The organism is Pedobacter ginsengisoli (assembly GCF_030244015.1).
Lineage (GTDB): Bacteria > Bacteroidota > Bacteroidia > Sphingobacteriales > Sphingobacteriaceae > Pedobacter > Pedobacter ginsengisoli.
On the sequence record NZ_JASSYX010000001.1, the window covers coordinates 32,255 to 54,204 of the forward strand.

The following is a 21,950-nucleotide window of genomic DNA, read 5'->3' on the forward strand; positions in this document are numbered from 1 at the left end:
ACTGCTGTTTGATCAAAACAAGCTGGAACACAAGTGGGGCTTCATCTTTAAACCTCGCGGAAAGCCGTAGGTGTAATTGCTGTATGTTTTTTAAAAAAATGGTTGAAGTGTGCCGGTTCTTCAAAACCCAGGCAATAACTGATCTCTGATATATTCCAGCTGGTGTGCTTCAGCAGTGCCTTAGCTTCGGTGGTAAGCCGTTCTGAGATGTGCTGGGATGTGGTTTTTCCGGTGGTTTCTTTAATTGCCCGGTTCAGGTGATTCACATGCACAGCAAGCTTTTCCGCATAGTCTTTTGGTGATCGCATGCTGAATTGCTGAGATGGTGTTTCTATGGGAAATTGTCTTTCAAGCAGTTCGTTGAAAACTGCGGTAATCCGGGTATTGGCATCAGTATGCTGGTAGATACGTTCGGTGGGCTGCATCTTTAGTGCCACATGAATCAGTTCGGTCACATGGTTGCGGATCAGGTCAAATTTAAAACGATAATCGGAATTGATCTCGGTTATGACCTTCTCAAAGATCTGAACAATCAGGCCTTCCTGCTCCGTATCCAGGCTATACGACGGTTTCCCCGAGGGCATAAACATAGGCAGATCTTTAATGTTGCTCCTTAGGTTTTCGGTAAAGAATGCTTCTTTGAAAATGCAAAAATAACCGGTTGCCTCCGCAGATGCGGGCTGCCAGGTATAGGGGACCTGTGGATTGAAAAACATCAGAGCTGTCCCTGATGTTTCGATGCTTTTGTCTGCATAATGATAGATGCTTTTACCGCGGATCATACTGATCTTATAAAAATCCCTGCGGCTGTATTTTACCGGAACGTTACCTCCGATATCTGCACAATCCTCAAGCTTGAAGACATTAAAATGTGACCCGTCACTCCAGCCTTCAGGCAACCAGTTGAGCTTATGCTGGTAAAATTCCGCTAAACTTTCAGTACGGTTAATCATATTTCAAATATAAGATTTATACATCAAATGCAGTAGCTGTGGCTGTAGCGTGCATTTTTTCCAAATCGGCTTTAATGAGGGCTATCTTTGCTTCGGCGAGGTCATAAGCATCCTGGCCAAGGAAAAGATGGAGTGGTGGCTGTTCCTGTCCGGCTACTGCGATCATCTCTCTGGCTGCTTTTTCCGGATCTCCCTGCTGGATTCCATTGATGCTGTTTTGGTGTGTGTCCTGAATTTCTCTTACATTCTGATATTCTTGTATCGGGTTTTGAGGCACACCAAGGGAAGACGCCTCAAGGAAGCTGGTGCGGAAATAGCCGGGAGATACGATAGTGACATGAATACCAAAGGGCTTAACTTCCGCTGCAAGGGATTCTGAAAAACCGTGTACTGCAAATTTTGTCGCGCAATAAATCCCAAAACCAGGAAAAGCACCTGAAAATCCACCAATGGACGCAATATTAAAGATATGTCCTGATTTTTGTTTGCGCAACAGCGGCATGGCAGTGCGGATTACATTTAAGGAACCAAATACATTGATTTCAAAGTTTTGTCTCGCTTCTGCGTCGGTGAGTTCTTCAAGTGCACCTGTCAATCCGTAACCGGCGTTGTTGACGATTACATCTATATTGCCGAAATATGCAGCGGTCTGATTTATTGCTTCTTCAACACTGCTTTCGTCAGTAAGATCTACCTCCAGTGGCAGGAAATTGTCGTTCTTTTCGCCGATTGCTTTTTGAAGCTCACTAACACTTCTTGAAGTTGCCGCTACTGCATAGCCTTTTTTTAATAAAGTTTTTATCAGGATAAGTCCCAGTCCTTTGGAGGCTCCGGTAATGAACCATATTTTCTTTTTCATATACTTGTTTTTTGATACCCCAAAGTTACCTGGGAGTTGTAGGTGCCGTTTGCGCCATTCAAGCCAATACTTGTAGAAATCAAACAATCGGATCAATGAAAAATCATTCGCCGATGAAATAATCCCTTTTACCGTTAGGGAATTGTCAATTGTCTAAATTGTATGGATACTGAATGTAACAATCCCGACCTTGCGCCGACTAATTGAAGAAACTTAAATTTTATGAAACGAATTATACTTTTAATAGCTGGAGTAGTGATGATGCTGAGTGCGAATGCACAATTTTCAATGATGGGAGGAGGGCCTGCCAAGCCCAGGGTTACCGGAAAGATCACCGCGGTTGTGCTGGATTCTTTAACTAAAAAGCCTATTGATTATGCCAGTATCTCACTGACTAAGGTGACTGATAATAAATCTGTGAACGGTGGTGTAACTGATGAAAGGGGGAAAGTTTCCCTCCAGAATGTACTGCCTGATCAGTATAAAATGTCAATTGGTTTTATGGGCTATAAGACCAAAACCATCCTGGTAAAAACCAGTCCTGAGAAACCCGATCTGAATGCCGGGACAATTTATATCAGCCCGACAGAGAGCAGCCTGAAAGAGGTGGCCATTGTTGGCCAGCAAGCATTGATAGAAAACAAAGTTGACAAACTGGTGTACAATGCAGAAGCCGATATTACCAATGCAGGTGGAGATGCCACTGATGTGATGCGTAAAGTACCGATGCTTTCGGTTGATATGAACGGAAATTTGCAACTACGCGGAAGTTCTGTGCGTGTGCTGATCAACGGGAAACCGTCAGGCACGATGGCCAACAGTGTGGCTGATGCGCTGAAGATGATTCCTGCAGAGCAGATTAAAAGTGTGGAAGTGATCACAAGCCCCTCGGCCAAGTACGACGCGGAGGGATCCGGTGGTATCGTCAACATCATCACTAAAAAAAGTTCTGCTGAAGGTACCAGCGGAAGCGTAAATGCTTCGGCCGGAACGAGATCAAACAACGGCGCCTTCAACCTCAACGTGAAAACCGGCCGTTTGGCTGTAACTACCAGTTTGGGAGTAAACCATGCTTATCCGCAGAATTCAAGTGTGGTTAATTTTAACAGCTCTACATTAAATGGAGTGACCAGTACGGTAACCCAGAATGGATTTTCCAAATGGTCGAGGGTTGGTTATAATGGCAGTGCTGGTCTGGATTATGACCTTAATGGCTACAATAACTTCACCACCAATGTAAAACTGAACAGTTTTTCTAACGGTGGCCCGGGAAGCTCTGATGTTTTCGTGAACCAGGATTTTTCAAGAAACATCAGGGATATGGATATGAGTTTCAAAAACCTGGACTGGACCATGGATTACCGGAAGACCAGTAAAAGAGAAGGCGAGGAGTTTAGTGTATCGGCACAGCTTTCGACCGGGCGCAATGGCAGTGATTTTTCCAACCGCTTCATCGCTGCTGGAATACCTGACGTGGAGGTGATCGGTTCTAACACCGGAAAAAACAACGAATACACTTTGCAAAGTGACTATGTCTATCCGTTTAGTAAATCGACGACTCTGGAGACAGGTGCTAAAGGGATTTTCAGAAAGATCAACAGCGACTATGACAATAGCGCACAGGATTTTGATTATGATCAGAATGTCGCCAGTGCTTATGGGGTGCTTGGTTTTAAACTGACCAAAAAGATTACTGCTAAGGCGGGACTTAGGGCAGAGTATACCAAAATCAATGGTCTGGCAGGGAATGCTGTTCCCTTTGACAACGATTACTTCAATGTGTTCCCAAGTTTGATCTTGTCTCAAACATTAAAGGGAATGAGTACCGTAAAAGTGAGTTACAACCGGAGGGTTCAGCGTCCAAGCCTGTTTTACCTAAATCCGTTCCGAAATGAGAGTGATGTGTTCAATCCTATGGAAGGTAACCCTAAACTTTCTCCTGAGCTGACAGACAATATTGAACTGGGTTATTCCACCTTTATTAAGGGGTCAGTGATCAACGCCTCGGTTTTTTACCGCAATACACAGGATGTAATTGAAAGTAAAATTGCACCTATTGAAGGCAACAGGAACCTGACTACCTATGACAATATCGGTACAAGCAAGTCTTACGGTTTCAATGTTTTCGGATCTTACAACCCGAAACCGAAATGGACATTGATGGCAAATTTTGGTTTGAATACTTACGAAGTGAACAATATCAGCAATGATGTAAGCACGGGTACGTTTTTAAATTACAATGCGTTTATGCGTTCTGCGTACGCATTCACAGGCGGATGGAATATGGAGCTTTGGGGTGTGATCAACTCACCGAGACGGACTTTCCAGGGAAAAACTGACATGATGTACTTCTATGGCGGTGCCATCAAAAAAGAAATCATGAACAAAAAAGCAACAATTGGTATTAATGTACTAAATCCGCTAAGCAGAGACCTCAACATTAAAACCGTAAATAATACTGATATTTCTACACAACGTACTGACATTCATTATCCTTTGCGTTCGTTTGGGCTAAACTTCAGTTACAATTTCGGTAAACTCAAGTTTACACAAAAGAAAAGCATTAAGAATGACGATCTGAAGAAGGAAGAGGGCCAGCAGGGCGGCATGGGCGGAGGCATGGGCAATGGAAGTAAGTAATTACTTTTTTTTCACGGTTTTCAGGATCATCCAATTCAGCGGGTTTATGGCATACCCGCTGATGTTGTTTTGGGTCATCACCACCGACTGGTCGTAAAAGAGCGGGACTACATTGGCATTGTCCATGATCATACTGTCCATCTTGTGGTAGAGCTTATACCTTTTCTGATCGTCAGCTTCGTAATAGCTCTTTTCGAGCAACCTGTCAAATTCATCATTGTAATAGGCCGTATAATTTGGCCCGTTTGGAACTTTGTTTTTCGAGTAGAACATTGCCAGGTAGATTTCGCCGTCCGGATAATCGGCTATCCAGGAACCACGGAAAAAATTTACCTCGTTTTTAGACATCAGGTCGCGAAGACTGGCACTCGGGCTTACGTCAACCTTGGTCTTGATGCCGATTTCCCCCAGCTCGCCCTGTACGAATTCGATCAGATCCTTATATGTGGTGCTGGTGCTCAGCATAACCTGGGGCATTCCCCTTCCATTTGGAAAGCCGGCTTCTGCCAGCAGCCGGGCGGCTTTTTTGGGATTGTAGTGATATCCTTTTACGGCGGCGCTGTCAAATCCAGGCATCCCTTGCGGAATAAAACCTGAAGTTGCCGGTATGCCTATGCCATTGCGGAGGTATTTGATCAGTTTTACCTTGTCTATAGCATAGTTAATGGCCTGGCGTACTTTTTTAAACCGCAGGGGAGAATGCTTGGTGATGGCAATATTGGTGTCGACCATTACGCCGATGTATTCGGTGCACAGGTAAAGTCCCTTCCGCAATACAAATTTCCTCTTGTACTTAGCAGTCATCTTCCCGCTCTTGGTCAGGATATCGTCCCGGTAACTGCCATCAACTTTCTCGAAAAAATCAAGCTCTTTTTTAATAAAATTCATAAATGCACTTTGCTTATCACTTATGAATGTTACATTGACGGCATCAAGAAAGGGAAGCTGTTCATTTCCCTGTTTTTCCCAGTAGTGCTCGTTCTTGAGCAGGACTAGAATTTCATCTTCTTTCCAGTATTTAAATTTGAAGGGACCAGTTCCTATCGGATGGCTTCGAAAATCTTTTCCATAGTGCTCTACGATCTCTTTGGGTACAACAGAGCAATATTGTGTGGTCAGGAGATTTAAAAATGCCGGAAAAGGCCTGGTCAGTCTGATCTGAAATGTCGAGTCATCAATGGCTACGAAGCTGTTGATGTCTTTTACCTTATCACTGAATATCCATCCGCCGGAAGAAGCGACCTTTGGATCTATCAGCCGGTAAAAGCTATATACAAAATCGGATGCAACTACCTTTCTCCCTCTTCCTTTCGGAAATAAGGGGTCGTCGTGAAAGTAAACATCACTGCGCAGGTTGAAAGTGTAAGTCAGTTTATCGGCCGATACCTGCCATGTTTTGGCAATGCAGGGCAGTGTATTCAAAGCGCTGTCGATCTGTACCAATCCGTTAAATATCTGGTTGATCATCCATGTGGCGTTTTGATTCCTTGCAAATGCGGGATCGAGGGAGGTCAGGTTTTGATCAAGATTCATATTGAATACCTTCTTGCCGTCGTCTGAAGAAGAATGTCCGCAAGAAATGATGCAGGTCAATAGTAAGGCTGAAAAAAGATGGGTGATGATACGGTGCATCAGCATAGGAATACTAATTTTGCACAAAATAATAAATAAATCGGTATGTCTTTTTTAAATGCGGTGATAAATAAAGTTGAGGATGAGGTCTCCCGTGAATACTTGCAGGAACGGGTCGAAATCGTACGGCATAAGATCAAGTTTATGGACCGTGTAACGGTTGCCGTTCTGGATACAAAAAATGCACTCAGTACCGAGTTGGGGTGGCTGATCGATGCTGCAGGAGGGGAGCTTCAGGATGATGCGCTCAATGCCCGTGTAATTATCTATTATGAAGACGGGGTGGGAATGCTGCAGCTAATGGGGGCCGTGCCCGCTCTTCTGCAAAAAGAATGGCCTTCGGTAGAATACGACAGGGTTTACCTGCTCGATGACCGGTCAATTGGTTCAATTGGTGCTGCGCAGGCTGTTGATGTGCTGGAAGACCTTGCAGAGCTGCTGCATCCGGGTTATTTTGTATTCGGGAATGAAGGAAAAACCTGGATCAGTTTTAAAACGCAATAAATTTATCCATCTGCTGGTCAGTGAACTTCAATGTGTCCTCTTTAAAAAGATTGCCCTGTTCATCCAATTCCATTCTGATGGTGGCAATGTGCAGCCTCAGGGGCAGGACATTGAGGTGAAGGTAGCTGCAGACACCACCAAAATGATCGATTCCCCTGATGTTGCCATATTTCCCCGATGATACGCCTACCAAGGCAGCTTTTTTGTCGTAAAAACTGTCCGGAAAATTGCATGCATCTATAAAAGTTTTGAGAACACCCGGAAAACTGCCATTGTATTCGGGTATGATAAACAGGAATTTGGTTGTTTTCATGATCATTTCCTGGATGGCTTCAAACTCAGGGCTGCGTTTTCCGTAGAGGTCAGAAGAAATGAGTGTCGGGGGCAGATCCTCCAGGTTAAAAAGATGGGTTTCCAGGCCTTTTAGCTTCAATGTTCGCTGATAATATTTAGCAACTTTTAGCGTATTACTTGAAGGTCTGTTTGTGCCTGATATGATCGTAACCATGTATAAATTGTTAATAAGATGTGTAAAACACTTGTAGCTTTAATGCTAGTTTTGCCTTTTAGTTTGTATCTTAGCTATTCGTTAAAATATGCCTGAATCATCGCAAAAATAGCATTTTTTATAGATTTACCACGAGTAAAAGCAAGCCTTAAACGAATAATTGAAATTATTAATAAGATAGATGAGTAAAATTATTGCACTGGCAAATCAGAAAGGCGGAGTAGGTAAAACTACCTCATCGATCAATCTGGCCGCAAGTTTAGCCGTACTGGAATATAGGACCTTATTGGTTGATGCCGATCCCCAGGCCAATTCTACTTCTGGAATTGGATTTGACCCAAGAAGCATCAAGAACAGCATTTATGAGTGTATCATCAACGATGTGGAACCCTCCGAAGCCATTCAGAAAACAGACACCCCGAATCTTGACCTGCTGCCCGCACACATTGACCTGGTAGGCGCGGAAATAGAGATGATCAACCTGAACAACAGGGAATATAAAATGAAGGCAGTGCTGGAAAAGGTAAAAGATCAGTATGATTTTATTATTATAGACTGCTCCCCCTCTTTGGGCCTGATCACTATTAACGCCCTGACTGCCGCTGATTCGGTGATCATCCCGGTACAATGCGAATACTTCGCTCTGGAGGGATTAGGGAAACTGCTGAATACGATAAAGATCGTGCAAAGCCGCTTAAACACTGAACTGGAAATAGAAGGCATATTGCTGACCATGTATGATGTTCGTCTGCGTCTTTCCAACCAGGTAGTGGAAGAAGTGAAAACACATTTTCAGGACCTGGTATTTGATACAATTATTCAGCGCAATACACGTTTAAGTGAGGCACCTAGTTATGGTGTCTCAGTAATCATGCACGATGCAAATTGCAAGGGTGCGATTAATTACCTGAACCTGGCACGTGAGATCGTGAGCAAAAACGGGATGGTGAAAGAAGTGGCAGATTCAACAACGGCGATAATCTAAAAATATATTAATGACATCTTTTCAGCGAAAAACAGGTTTAGGTAAAGGATTAAGTGCGCTCTTGGATGATTCTGATGCTGTTAACCCGCCAAAGAACGGTGTTAATCCGGTAAGTGAGGCCAAACATGAAACCCATAACAATAGTATAGGCCTGATAAATATCAGTGATGTGGAAACGAACCCATATCAGCCGCGTACGGAATTTGATCAGGTTGCTTTAAATGAGCTTGCTGAGTCTATCAAAGTACAAGGGCTTATCCAGCCCATTACCGTTCGCAAACACACAGGCAGCAAGTACCAGCTGATTTCAGGTGAACGGAGATTAAGGGCTTCAAAGCTTGCAGGCCTTAAGCAGATCCCGGCCTATGTCCGCACTGCGGATGACCAGCAAATGCTGGAGATGGCGCTGATAGAGAATATTCAGCGTGAAAATCTGAATGCGATAGAGGTCGCCCTCAGCTTTCAGCGGATGCTTGATGAATGTAACCTTAAACAGGAGCAGTTGGGCGAGAGGGTAGGCAAGAACCGTACGACCGTAACCAATTACCTGCGTTTGCTAAAATTGCCCCCTGCCATTCAGATTTCTATTAGGGACCAAAAAATATCGATGGGCCATGCCCGTGCACTGATCAATGTGGATCAGGCAGATAAGCAGCTTTTTATCCATGACGAAATCATAGAAAAAGGCCTTTCTGTGCGTAAGGTGGAAGAACTGGTCAGAAGCATTAACAGTATACAATTAAAGCCCAAACAGAGTAGGCAGTCTCCTGGTGTCTCTTTCGAATATCAAAAACTTCAGCGGGACCTGGCTTCTAAATTTGCCACCAAGGTCAAACTAAAAGTTGGCGAAAATGGTAAAGGCGCGATCGAAATCCCTTTTGTATCGGAAGATGACCTGAGCCGTATTTTAGAATTATTAGATTGGTAATGCGCAATTTTTTTCTGTTGTCGGTACTGGTACTTTTTTCTGCCTTGTCCTTAAAGGCCCAGCAGCCGGTGAACATTAAAAAAGACAGCACGGTCCAGACTGCTGGGAAAGCAGATACCCTGAAAAAACGGCCTGTTTACATCAATCCGGGAAAGGTTGCCGGAAGGAAGGCTGCATTCCGGTCTATGATATTGCCTGGCATGGGACAGATTGGAAATGGCGTTACCGTCTACCGTCTTGCCAAGGTCGCGGGAATTTATACAGGTGCTACACTCCTTACGCTTTCCTATATTGAAAACAGCAATAACTATCACCTTGTGCTTGATGAACTCGAATTTAGAGTAAAATTTCCCGGACAGCGTAATCCGGAGGGTTTTCTTCAGGACCGTCAGCAGGACGGGCTGATCCTTGCCAAAGATACTTTCCGGCGCAACAGAGAAGTCATTGTCTTCTCATTTGTAGGGCTTTACCTGCTCAATGTAGCAGAGGCTTATATTGATGCGCGTCTTAAATACTTTGATGTGGGTGACATTGCTTTTAAGATCAGCCCCGGCATAATAGACACCAATACGATGTATGGATACAATCAGCCTGTGCCAGGGGTAAAACTTACACTTAAATTTTGATACTTTTGATTCGCAGATAAATTGCCCGGCATATTTATCCGCAAATGGATAATAACGAATAAAAAAATAAACAGATGAAGATAGCATTGCTTGGTTATGGAAAAATGGGGCAGATCATTGAACGTTTTGCTTTAGAGCGAGGGCATGAGATCGTATTAAAAGTCACCATTGACAACCAGGAGGACCTGACAGAAAGTAATTTACGCAAGGCCGATGTAGCGATAGACTTTAGCGCCCCGGATGCTGCTTTAGGAAATATTTATGCCTGTTTTGATGCCAATCTGCCGGTAGTAGTCGGTACTACCGGATGGTATGGACAGCTACAGGAAGTTAAGAATGAATGTTTAGTCAGTAACAATGCCTTGTTGTACGGGTCTAACTTTAGCATCGGGGTTAATCTCTTCTTTCACATGAATAAATTGCTGGCTAAACTAATGAATGATTACCCCGCTTATGAGGTGCAGGTAGAGGAAATCCATCACATCCAGAAGCTGGATTCTCCGAGCGGGACTGCAATGACCATTGCAGAAGATATTATTGCCAATTTGGACCGGAAAAGTGAGTGGGTGAACGAACTGACAGGAACTCCATTTGATGATGTGCTGAAAAAAGAGCAGCTGCTGATCGAGTCGCACCGGATTGACAGTGTCCCCGGAACCCACACCGTGGTCTACAGTTCAGAGGTAGATGAAATTGAGTTTAAGCATACCGCGCACAGTCGTTCGGGTTTTGCGCTGGGAGCGATAATTGCTGCAGAATGGCTCGAGAAAAGACAAGGTTTTTATAACATTACCGATATATTTAATTTTAAATAACAACATCATATGAGTTGGAAATTCTGGCAAAAGAATAAAGCCCAAAACGACAAGCCAAAGAAGAAAAAAAGCAAAAGCAGGGAATGGCTGGATGCAATTCTATTTGCTGTAATTGCTGCAACCATTATCAGGGTATTTTTTATTGAGGCTTACACCATCCCTACAGGTTCGATGGAAAGGTCACTTTTGATTGGAGATTTCCTCTTTGTAAGTAAGGTAAACTACGGTCCCCGCATACCGATGACCCCTGTGGCATTTCCGTTTGCACATCATACTATGCCGCTTACAGGTACCAAGGCTTATTGGGAAGGAATCCAATGGGATTACCGCAGGTTACCCGGACTGTCAGATATCAAGCGCAATGACGTCGTGGTATTTAACTATCCGCAGGGCGATACCGTAGCCCTGGAACAGCAGGAAGTAGATTATTATCAAATGGTAAGACATAGTGGCTGGAAAAGTGTCAATTCCCAGTTTACTATAGTGAGTCGTCCTGTTGATAAACGTGAAAACTACATCAAACGTTGTATTGCAATAGCCGGTGATACGGTAAGTATGAAAGCGGGAACTGTCTCTGTAAACGGTAAGCCTGAAAAATTGAAAAAAACGGGTAATTTTACTTATGAAGTAACCTTTAAGACTGCTGACATTAATTTCGGTATTTTTCAGGATATGGGCTTTAGCATGAGGGATACAGATCCGGACATTACACAGCTCAGCGCTTCATCTTATTTATTTACCGGTTCAGAAACCATGATGGATGAAGTCAGAAAACTTGATTTTGTACAATCCGTAAAAGAGATGACCAGACCTGAAGGGGAAATGGAGATTGATGTTTTTCCTCATGATCCCAATAGAACCTGGAATGTCGATAACTTCGGGCCTATTGTTATTCCTAAGAAAGGCTGGACGGTCAAACTTGACAGCGCAACCATGCCGCTTTATGAAAGAAGTATCAGGATCTATGAAGGAAACAAGCTGGAAAAATCAGGTAATGGCTGGCTCATTAACGGCAAACCTGCTGACAGTTATACTTTTAAAATGGACTATTACTGGATGATGGGAGACAACAGACACAATTCCCTTGATTCAAGATATTGGGGTTTCGTGCCTGAAGACCATATCGTAGGTAAAGCACTGTTTATCTGGATGAGTTTTGATACGAATGGTTCGTTCTTTAGTAAGATAAGATGGAACCGGCTGCTAAGAGGAATTCATTAATAACATTTTTTTTGATATGCCTGCTGGCGCCATTAGGGATTTTTGCGCAGCAGCAGCAGATCCAGTTTTCCAAGATCGATCTTTCCAGCGGGCTTTCTCACAACCAGGTAAATGCGATTTTTAAAGATGACAAAGGCTTTATCTGGATAGGTACATTATCCGGTTTAAACCGTTTTGATGGCTATCAGTTTAAAATTTTTAAACATGATCCCAGAGATGTGAAATCTTTGTCCGATGATTTCATAGTTAATATCTTCGAATTACCGGATCATAAATTGTATCTGGAAACCCGGGGAGCCCCAAATGTATATGATCCTGAAGCGCAAACCTTTATCAGGGACGTGAGCGGTTACCTGAAAAAATTAGATATCAGCGCAAAAAAAATCCGGGAAATTCTGAAAGACAACCAGGGAAACTTCTGGTTCAACGCACTTGAGGAGGGCATATTTAAGTATGACGCATCAAAGAAAACAACATTACATTACAAGTGCGGTGGCACAGGTTTAAAATCCTTATCTGCAAGTCCCGTCTCTTCCATTCAGAAAGACTCGAAGGGCCACATTTGGGTGATACACAGGGATAAAACCATCGAGATGCTTGATATGAATTCTGAGCACACAGTAAGACGGATCACATCACTTCGTTTGCAAAAAACTTCAGAATTTCAGGATTTTAAATTATTCGTAGACAATACTTTTGATCTGTGGATTTATACGGTGAACAATCAGCGGGGGATCGAATATTATGATCCCTCAACCGGAAAGAGAAGATTTATAGACAAGGGCCCGGGTGCTTTAAAGAGTAACCTCATCAATGGGATGATCCAGGATGGAAACGGTCTGATCTGGATAGGCACAGATCACGGTGGTGTGAATTTACTCAGCAAAAAGGATTTCAGCATGAGGTATCTCGTGTCCAATGAGGATGACGTAAAAAGTATTGGCCAAAATAGCATCACCAGTCTTTACAAAGATGCCTCAGGAATCATATGGGTAGGTACTTTCAAAAAAGGAATAAGCTACTACCATGAAAAAATCCTGAAATTTCCGCTTTATCAGCATCAGGCAGGGCGTACAGATGGTTTGGTATATGACGATGTGAACCGTTTCACTGAAGATGATCTGGGCAATATCTGGATTGGCACGAACGGAGGGGGGCTGTTTTATTTCAACAGGAAATCAGGTCAGTTCAAAAAATACATCCACCAGCCCGGCAATATCAATAGCCTGGCAAATGACATTATAGTCAGCCTTTTTATAGATCATGAGAAGAAACTATGGATCGGCAGTTATTTTGGGGGACTAAGCAGCTTCGACGGCAGGGATTTCAAACATTATAAACACAACAGTAATGATCCAAAGAGTTTAGCTGATGACCGGGTATGGGACATCATGGAGGACAATAAGCATCGTTTATGGATTGCTACGCTCAGCGGCGGACTTGATCTGCTCGACAGAAAGACAGGGACATTCACCCATAAAAGGGCCGGACAGCCAAATAGTATCGGTTCAGATTTCATTTCCTGCATTATCCAGGACAAAAAAGGCAACATCTGGATTGGCACTTCGCTCGGCGTGGACCGTATGGACATTAACGGACGTTTTACCCATTTCGCCAACAAGCCGGGGAATGCCAACTCCCTGGTCAATAATATTGTATATGATGTGATGGAAGATAGCCGGGGCTTTATCTGGATCGCGACACGTGATGGTCTAAGCAGGTTTAATCCAGTAAAGAACGAATTCAGGAACTTTGATTCAAAAGATGGCCTTACTGAAAAGGCCACACTTAAAATAGTCGAAGACAATAATAGGAACCTCTGGCTAAGCACATCAAACGGATTGTTTAACATCATAGTCAGTAATGAAAAGAATGGCGGCCTCTCCTATTCTTTCAGAAAGTATGATGAGCATGATGGCTTGCAGGGAAGTGCCTTCAATGCCAACGCCGGCTACCGCACGAGGTCTGGAGAACTGATATTTGGAGGAGCGAACGGCTTTAATATCTTTCAGCCGGAGCGCATTAAGAACGATGACAGTAAACCGGAACTTGTACTTTCTGATCTGCAGATTGCGAATAAAAGCATCAATATTGGAGAACGTGTTGATGGCCGGGTGATCTTAAAGAAATCCATAACTTTCAGCAGCACGCTGGAACTGGCCTATGCACAGAATGGGTTTACACTGGAATTCGCTGCACTAAACTATTTCAATCCGCAGAAAATAAAATACCGGTACAAGCTGGTCGGTTTTGATCAGGAATGGCAGGAACTCCCGGGCAATAACCGCAGGGCGACCTATACAAACATCGATCCGGGTGAGTATATTTTTAAAGTAATCTCTACCAATTCCTCGGGAAACTGGGTTGACAACGAAATAAACCTTAAAGTTTCTGTACTTCCCCCTTTTTATAGAACCTGGATAGCCTATGCCATTTATATTCTAATAGTTGGGGGTACATTATTGTTCATCAGGGACAGGGGTATCAGAAAAATAAAAAAGGAATTTCTCCTAGAACAGGAAAGGCAGCAGGGCAAAAGAATGCACGAACTGGATATGCTGAAAATCAAATTTTTTACAAACGTTAGCCACGAGTTCAGGACTCCGCTTTCGCTGATCATTACCCCGCTGGAAAAACTGATCAGGCAGGCGAAAGACCAGGAAAAGGAACAATTGCAGATGATCCACAGAAATGGCCGGCGCTTATTAAATCTGGTTAACCAGCTACTGGATTTTCGCCGTATGGAAGTGCAGGAACTTCGTTTGCAGCGCAGACCCGGCGATATCATTCAGTTCGTTAAAGAGCTTTCCCTTGCCTTCAATGACGTAGCGGAACGCAAAAATATCCGGCTGGATTTTGAGAGTGACCGTTCACATCTGATTACGACGTTTGATCATGATAAGATTGAAAGGATTTTATTCAATTTGCTTTCCAATGCATTTAAATTTACCCCAAATGGAGGCAAGGTCACTGTGGGCTTGCAAGCAAAACCCGCCGGGAACGGGCAAACCGAACTGGCGCTCAAAGTGAGCGATACCGGCATAGGCATTGATGCCGATAAAAAGGAACAGATCTTTGAACGCTTTTTCCAAAGTGATCTTCCTGATTCTATTGTGAATCAGGGAAGCGGTATCGGTCTTTCCATTACCAGGGAATTCGTAAAGCTTCATGGGGGCGAAATTCGGGTAGAAAGTGAACAGAACAAAGGCAGTGTTTTTACAGTATCTTTTTTATTTTCAGAGGAACTTAGTCAGACCGTTGTTCAATCGGAACAGTCAGAACCGGAGGTTATAATTGAGAACCATTTGACAGAAAAGCTTTCTGAACCAGAGGTTAGCTGGAGAAGCAAAAAACCGATCCTGATGCTGATTGAAGACAATGATGATTTCCGTTTTTACCTGAAAGACAATCTGAAAGAACATTACCAGATTGCCGAAGCGGCAAACGGAAAGGAAGGCTGGCAAAAAATACTTTCTGGGCATCCTGATCTAATTGTAAGTGACGTGACCATGCCTGAGCTGAACGGAATTGACCTGTGCCGGAAAATTAAGGCTGACAACCGGACTGCTCATATCCCGGTGATACTGCTCACTGCGCTGAGTACAGAAGATCAGCAGTTGACTGGTCTGGAGACCGGGGCCAGTGACTATGTGACCAAGCCGTTCAACTTCGAGATTCTGTTGTCCAAGATCAGAAACCTGCTGCAGCAGCAGGCGCTTTCAAAAAAAACTTACCAAAAACAGCTGGAACTCAGGCCTTCTGAAACAGAAGTGGAGTCGGTCAATGAAAAATTTCTACGCCAGCTGTCCCTTCACCTGGAAAAACACCTGTCCGATTCATCTTATACCGTGGACCAGCTGAGCACAGATATGAACATGAGCAGGGTAGGCCTCTATAAGAAAATAATTCCGCTCACCGGAAAATCTCCGATAGAATACATCAGGTCATACCGGCTTCAGAAATCAAGGTCATTATTGCTGAAATCGCAGATGACCATTGCCGAGGTAGCCTACCAGGTCGGGTTCAGCAACCCGAAACATTTCAGCAAATATTTTAAGGAGGAATTTGGCGTGCTGCCATCAGTATTTGCCTTCCAAAATCGGGGATCAGCCCCGCAATTGCCCTCCTAAGGCCGGTTTGTTAACATTTTAATACCTAGTTGTTATCATATGAATGCCCTTGGCGGTTTCTTTTCCTGCTACTTTTAGCAGCAAAATAACCAAGTATAAATTGCATTTTTCTATGAACAAAGTCAGGGCCAGTTCCGCGATCTTTATTTCCGCAGTATTTTATTCCATTATAGTATGCGGACAGGGAAGTAAACCATATCAGCAAACTGCAACAGGAGTCGAAGTAGACATTCACCACTCGCTCACGGGCATAAAAAAGATCCGCCTTCAACCCGTAACAGACCAGATCATCCATGTTACCGCCGTCGCCGCAAATGAATTCCCGGAAGACAATAGCCTGATGTCCGTCAGGACAAACAACAGTGATCTTAAATTCTCAGTGAGCAGCACCAGTGATCTTGTTGTTTTAAGCACCGGATCGGTCAAAGCAGAAGTGTCTCCAGAAACCGGGCTGATCACCTATAAGGACAAGAACGGTAATGTGATACTCAGTCAAAGCAAAATTGCCGCAGCTGCACTGACACCGGCGATCTTCGATGGCCAGCCTTCTTACCAGGTATCCCAATTTTTTGATGCCGGGGAGGATGAAGCTTATTATGGCCTCGGCCAACACCAGCAGGGACTGGTCAACTACCGGGGTCGCAGAGTGGACCTGGTTCAGTACAATACGGAAATCGCTGTTCCATTTATGATCTCCAATAAAGGCTATGGCCTGCTTTGGGACAATTACTCTATTACAAGAGCTGGTGATGTCAGGGACTATGAGCCTCTGAGCGCTTTACGCCTATTCGCTAAAACCGGCGAAGAAGGCTGGCTTACCGCAAGCTATATACGTAAAGACAAACCCGATGACATACTTTTTACACAGCCCGTGTCCGAAATTTCCATGAACTGGCTTAGTGACCAGCATAAATTTCCAGCAAAAATTAAAATGCAGGACGCCATCGTGAATTATGAAGGAGCTGTAGCAAGCGGGCTGGCCGGCTTGTATCAACTGCAGCTTAAATATGCCGGCTATGTCAAAGTTTGGTTTGATGGCAAACTGGTTGCAGACTACTGGCGTCAGGCATGGAACTCCGGGCTGGCTGTTCTGGACCTCCACCTCGAGAAAAACAAAAAGGTTAAAGTCAGGATAGAGTGGACACCCGATGGCACAGAATCCTACCTGGGCTTAACCTGTCTGCCCCCTGCGCCTGAGACATTAAAAAATACTTTTGCTTTTAGTTCCGAATCAGGAGCTGCCGTAAATTACTATTTCATTAGCGGGGAAAATGCCGACCAGGTGATCAGCGGCTATCGTACTATAACGGGAAAGGCAGTGCTGATGCCCAAATGGGCCATGGGATTCTGGCAAAGCCGGGAGCGGTACAAAACCCAGAACGACATCTTATCTACTGTAAAAGAATTCAGGAGCAGGAAGATCCCTCTTGACAATATTGTGCTCGATTGGTCCTACTGGAAGGAACCGGAATGGGGAAGCCAGCAATTCGATCCGGCACGATTCCCAGATCCGGAGGGAATGATCAGATCACTGCACCAGCAACATACCAAACTGATGATCTCGGTATGGCCCAAGTTCAACAAAGGCTTTGATATTTATAATGATTTCAATAAGGATGGATTCCTGTATAAGAGAAACATAGCGGAAGGGCGTAAGGACTGGATCGGAAAAGGATATTCCAATACTTTTTACGATGCATTTAATCCCGAAGCCCGGATAAAGTTCTGGAACCTGATGAACAAAAGGCTTTACAGCAAAGGCATAGATGCCTGGTGGATGGATGCCACGGAGCCCGATATGCACTCTAATCTGCCTGTTGAAAACAGGAAAGAACAAATGACCCCAAATTTCCAGGGTTCGTCTACTACTTATTTTAACGCATTTCCCCTGGTAAACGCCAAAGGGGTATATGAAGGCCAGCGTAAGGTCAATCCGGCAGATAGGGTATTTATCCTTACCCGTTCCGCCTATGCGGGGCTTCAGCGGTATGCTGCTGCCGCCTGGAGTGGAGACATTGCATCCAGATGGGAAGACATGAGGGCCCAGATCGGAGCCGGCATTAACTTTTCGCTGTCAGGGATGCCATACTGGACTATGGATATCGGTGGTTTTTCTGTGGAAAAACGCTATGAAGATGCAAAAGGAGCGGACCTTGAGGAATGGCGGGAACTCAATACCCGCTGGTACCAGTTTGGCGCATTTGTTCCCCTGTTCAGGTCGCATGGGCAATACCCTTTCCGCGAGATTTATAACATTGCACCGCAAGATCACCCGGCCTATAAAAGCATGCTTTTCTATAATAAGCTGCGGTATCGCCTGATGCCATATATCTATTCGCTGGCAGGGCAGACCTATCATCAGGACTATACGATCATGCGGGGCCTGGTCATGGATTTTCCAAATGACCTAAAGGCCTGCAATTCAAAGGATGCCTATATGTTTGGCCCCTCCCTGTTGATCAATCCGGTGTATAAATACAAAGAAAGGAGCAGGAAAGTATACCTGCCTGCTGGTCAGGGATGGTACAACCTGTACACCGGCAAGTATTACCCGGGAGGACAGGAGATCGATGCTGAAGCTGCCTATGAAAAAATGCCGGTATATGTCAGGGCCGGATCTATTGTGCCATTTGGCCCCGAACTGCAATACACAGATGAGAAACCTGCAGATCCTGTAACCTTATTTGTTTTCACCGGCAACGATGCTTCATTCTCTTTATACGAAGATGAGGGGACCAATTACAATTACGAAAAAGGGAAATTTTCAACCATAGCCTTAAACTATAATGAAAAAACCAAATCGCTGACCATCGCCGGCCGGAGCGGAAGCTATGAAGGCATGAAAAAGGAAAGGACATTCAGGATAATCGTCCGGAACCCGAAAACTGCAAGGGAACTGAACGTTGACCAAAAGGCAGATTACATCATTCCATATAATGGCAGACAAAAAGTGATCAAATTTTCAACCCATTAATTCGCAACCAAATTAAAATCCAGATATAAATGAATCTATTATTTACTAAAACTCTATGAACGGCATGAAAAAGAATTCTATTGTTAAAAGAGAAAGGGTATTTCTGCTGATGTTTCTTTCTCTGCTATTTTTTAGTCAGACATTGCTCGCCCAGCAGCGGCAGATCAGCGGGAAGGTAACCGGGAGCTCAGATGGGACACCAATACCGGGAGCTGTGGTGAAAGTTAAGGGCAAAACCGGTGGAACCAGTACCAGTTCAGAGGGAGCCTTTACCATTAGCGCTCAAACGGGTGACATTCTTGTCATCAGTTCAGTAGCCTACCTCACCAAAGAGGTTACGGTGGCTCAGAGCAATACCATCAATATAAGCCTCGACGACGATAATAAGAACCTGGAAGAGGTGGTTGTTGTCGGATATGGCGTACAGCAGAAAAAACTGGTGACGGGGGCTACCGTACAGGTAAAAGGGGAAACCCTTCAAAAACAAAGCACTACCAATGCCCTGCAGGGGCTTCAGGGACAAACTCCCGGTGTTCAGATCACTTCGACTTCTGGTCAGCCTGGCGAAGCAATGAAAGTGAACATCAGGGGACTTGGTACCATTGGCAACTCAGGTCCACTGTATGTCGTTGATGGAGTGCTTACCGGCGACATTACCTACCTCAATGCTGCAGATATCGAGTCTATCGACATTCTAAAAGATGCAGCCTCGGCAGCAATTTATGGTTCACAGGCTGCCAACGGGGTAGTTCTGGTGACTACCCGAACGGGAAAACGTGGTCAGGCTTCGCAAATTACTTTTGATGCCTATGCGGGCGTGCAGAATGTGGCCAGAAAGGTTGATTTGCTCAATGCTTCTCAGTACGCTGCTATCATGAGTGAAGCAGCGATAAACGGCGGCAAACAGCCGTTGTTTACGAACGAACAGATCGCTGCTTTTGGTGAGGGCACCAACTGGATGGACGAAATGTTTTCCGGCGATGCATTAACTCAAAATTATTCCATTGGTGCTTCGGGTGCATCTGAAACATCTGTGTATTCAACCGGGCTTTCCTATACCGGACAAGAAGGGGTAGTAGGCGGTAAAAGCTTGTCCAACTATCAGCGCTACAGCTTCAGGATCAATTCAGAGCATAATTTTTACAAAGAGATCATCAAGATCGGGCAGCACCTGACCTATACAGATATCAAAAACAACGGTATCGGTGTGGGCAATCAATACAACAATTCTTTAAGGGCTGCTTTCGGTGCAAGCCCCTTCCTGCAGATGTATGATGAGAATGGCAATTTCTTTGACAACAGCAATTCCACCTGGAACAACGGTGAAGCCAATCCATATGCCGTGATGGTATATACTAATCAAAACAGAAGGAATAGCCAGCGCATCCTTGGCGATGTTTATGCCATTATAGAACCCATTAAAAATCTGAAGATCAGGACCAGTTTGGGGATGGATTACAATGCTGGCGAAAGCCGTTCATTTACGCCAATCTACAATTTGTCCGCCTATGCTTATAGCACAACCACCAAAGCGAGCCAGTCCATGAACAAGGGTAAGTCTTTTATTTGGGACAACCTGATTACCTATAAATTTAATGTTACAACGGATCATACTTTTGAGGCTATGGCGGGTAGTTCTGCTTATCAGGCGGATGGGTCAAATATTTTTGGCACCAACACCAACCTGATCTTTGATGGTCTTGATCATGCCTGGCTGAGCAATGCAACGGGGAAAGAAGTGGCCGGCATTACCATTGGCGGAAGGCCTGATGATCCGGACCGGAGAATGTCGTATTTCGGAAGGTTAAATTACAACTACAAAGAGAAATACCTGATCAATGCCACTTTCCGTGCGGACGGTTCATCCAGATTCTCCAATCAGAACCGCTGGGGATATTTTCCTTCTGTATCTGCAGGATGGGTGGTCACCAATGAGAAATTTATGGAAAGTCAAAAAGGCTGGCTTGATTTTCTTAAAGTCCGCGCAAGCTGGGGGCAGGTTGGAAACCAGAACATCGCGGCTTTTCAATACCTGGCGCCGATCAAGCTTGACAACACCAATTATACTTTTGGTGATAAAGAAGGCGCGCTCACTCCTGGTGCTTATCCCATCAGGCTGAGTAACCTGGGGGTAAAGTGGGAAACATCAGAGCAAACCAATATTGGTTTTGATGCAAACTTCTTGCAAAATAAGTTCACATTAAACTTCGACTGGTATGACAAGACAACAAAAGACTGGCTGATCAATGCACCGATACTGGCTACAGCAGGAGCTGATGCACCTTTTATCAATGGTGGAAACGTCAGCAACAAGGGGATCGAGCTGGGGCTGACATACCGGAGTAATTTCGGGGAGTTTAATTATTCGGTAGGCCTGAACGGAGCCTACAACAAAAATAAGGTCGGGGAAATTCCTACTGCCGATGGTATTGTTCACGGCCTTTCTAACCAGCTTTTTGACAACGCGCTTGAGTTTTGCCGTGCGCAAAGCGGATTCCCGATCGGGTATTTCTGGGGACTGAAGACTGCTGGCATCTTTCAGAACGAAGCTGAGGTATCGGCCTACAGATCGGCGGACGGTAAGGTCATTCAGCCATCAGCGCAGCCCGGTGATGTAAAATATGCAGACCAGAATGGTGATGGAGTAATTGACAACAGCGACCGGGGCATGATCGGAAATCCCAATCCGGATTATACTTTTGGGATTACCTTGTCTGGCGATTACAAAGGCTTTGATTTCTCCGTGGTAGCTTCGGGCGTGGCAGGCAACGACATTGTCCAGTCATACCGCAATCAATCCAGTCAATATGGTAATTATACCACCAGGATTCTTGACAGATGGCATGGAGAAGGCTCGTCAAATACACTTCCGAGGGTAACCGAAGACAACAGGAACTGGACTAATTTTTCAGACCTGTATATCCAAAAAGGAGATTTCCTGAGAATCAGTAATGTAACTATAGGTTACGATCTGGGCAAAGTGTTTAAAAAGAGTTACCTGAAACAAGTACGGCTATATGCAGCAGCCCTAAACCTTTATACTTTCACAAAGTATGATGGTATGGATCCCGAGATCGGCTATGGTTCAGAGGGCTATGCCTCCGGTATCGATGTGGGCTACTACCCAAGACCGAGAACATTCATGTTTGGCGCTAACCTAAAGTTTTAACAACAG

Annotated in this window: 14 protein-coding genes; 10 read left to right on the plus strand and 4 right to left on the minus strand. The window is 44.4% G+C overall.

Translation table 11 applies throughout. The features are described from left to right. Positions 1–47: 47 nt before the first annotated feature. Both QEP08_RS00130 and QEP08_RS00135 read right to left on the minus strand, forming a co-directional pair. On the minus strand, positions 48–953 hold the full coding sequence (locus QEP08_RS00130; protein ID WP_285054353.1) for a helix-turn-helix domain-containing protein: 906 nt from the start codon (positions 951–953) through the stop codon (positions 48–50). Between the two features lie 16 nt (positions 954–969). Continuing rightward, positions 970–1,812 (minus strand): SDR family oxidoreductase, encoded by an 843-nt coding sequence (locus tag QEP08_RS00135; protein WP_285054355.1) that lies wholly within the window; start codon positions 1,810–1,812, stop codon positions 970–972. Between the two features lie 222 nt (positions 1,813–2,034). Here QEP08_RS00135 and QEP08_RS00140 point away from each other — a divergent pair, with 222 nt between their 5' ends. Continuing rightward, entirely contained in the window at positions 2,035–4,452 is a 2,418-nt protein-coding gene (locus QEP08_RS00140; RefSeq protein WP_285054357.1) for a TonB-dependent receptor, read from the plus strand. Here QEP08_RS00140 and QEP08_RS00145 read toward each other — a convergent pair whose 3' ends face one another. Then, on the minus strand, positions 4,453–6,090 hold the full coding sequence (locus tag QEP08_RS00145; RefSeq protein ID WP_349019015.1) for an ABC transporter substrate-binding protein: 1,638 nt from the start codon (positions 6,088–6,090) through the stop codon (positions 4,453–4,455). A 39-nt stretch (positions 6,091–6,129) separates the two neighbouring features. Between QEP08_RS00145 and QEP08_RS00150 the strand changes: the two genes are divergently transcribed. Then, positions 6,130–6,588: a substrate-binding domain-containing protein gene (locus QEP08_RS00150; RefSeq protein WP_285054358.1), complete on the plus strand. Its 459-nt coding sequence runs from the start codon at positions 6,130–6,132 to the stop codon at positions 6,586–6,588. Here QEP08_RS00150 and QEP08_RS00155 read toward each other — a convergent pair. Next, positions 6,575–7,096 (minus strand): NADPH-dependent FMN reductase, encoded by a 522-nt coding sequence (locus QEP08_RS00155; protein WP_285054359.1) that lies wholly within the window; start codon positions 7,094–7,096, stop codon positions 6,575–6,577. The genes QEP08_RS00150 and QEP08_RS00155 overlap by 14 nt on opposite strands. A gap of 181 nt (positions 7,097–7,277) precedes the next feature. Between QEP08_RS00155 and QEP08_RS00160 the strand changes: the two genes are divergently transcribed. From QEP08_RS00160 to QEP08_RS00195, 8 genes are all read left to right on the plus strand, one after another. Then, positions 7,278–8,081, plus strand: coding sequence for a ParA family protein (locus QEP08_RS00160; protein WP_285054361.1), 804 nt, complete (start codon positions 7,278–7,280; stop codon positions 8,079–8,081). Between the two features lie 10 nt (positions 8,082–8,091). Then, the gene (locus tag QEP08_RS00165) at positions 8,092–9,009 is read left to right on the plus strand and encodes a ParB/RepB/Spo0J family partition protein (protein ID WP_285054363.1); all 918 of its coding nucleotides are present in this window, start codon (positions 8,092–8,094) and stop codon (positions 9,007–9,009) included. Continuing rightward, positions 9,009–9,635: a DUF5683 domain-containing protein gene (locus tag QEP08_RS00170; RefSeq protein WP_285054365.1), complete on the plus strand. Its 627-nt coding sequence runs from the start codon at positions 9,009–9,011 to the stop codon at positions 9,633–9,635. Before QEP08_RS00165 ends, QEP08_RS00170 begins: the two co-directional genes overlap by 1 nt. A 74-nt stretch (positions 9,636–9,709) precedes the next feature. Further along, the gene (gene dapB, locus QEP08_RS00175) at positions 9,710–10,450 is read left to right on the plus strand and encodes a 4-hydroxy-tetrahydrodipicolinate reductase (RefSeq protein ID WP_285054367.1); all 741 of its coding nucleotides are present in this window, start codon (positions 9,710–9,712) and stop codon (positions 10,448–10,450) included. Between the two features lie 9 nt (positions 10,451–10,459). Continuing rightward, positions 10,460–11,671 (plus strand): signal peptidase I, encoded by a 1,212-nt coding sequence (lepB, locus tag QEP08_RS00180; protein ID WP_285054369.1) that lies wholly within the window; start codon positions 10,460–10,462, stop codon positions 11,669–11,671. A gap of 11 nt (positions 11,672–11,682) precedes the next feature. Next, positions 11,683–15,801 (plus strand): hybrid sensor histidine kinase/response regulator transcription factor, encoded by a 4,119-nt coding sequence (locus QEP08_RS00185; RefSeq protein WP_285054370.1) that lies wholly within the window; start codon positions 11,683–11,685, stop codon positions 15,799–15,801. Between the two features lie 112 nt (positions 15,802–15,913). Further along, positions 15,914–18,775 carry a TIM-barrel domain-containing protein gene (locus QEP08_RS00190; protein ID WP_285054371.1) on the plus strand — a complete coding sequence of 954 codons (2,862 nt, stop codon included), beginning with the start codon at positions 15,914–15,916 and terminating at the stop codon, positions 18,773–18,775. Between the two features lie 64 nt (positions 18,776–18,839). Beyond that, complete coding sequence (locus tag QEP08_RS00195; protein WP_285054372.1) at positions 18,840–21,944, plus strand: SusC/RagA family TonB-linked outer membrane protein; 3,105 nt, start codon at positions 18,840–18,842, stop codon at positions 21,942–21,944. Positions 21,945–21,950 lie beyond the last annotated feature (6 nt).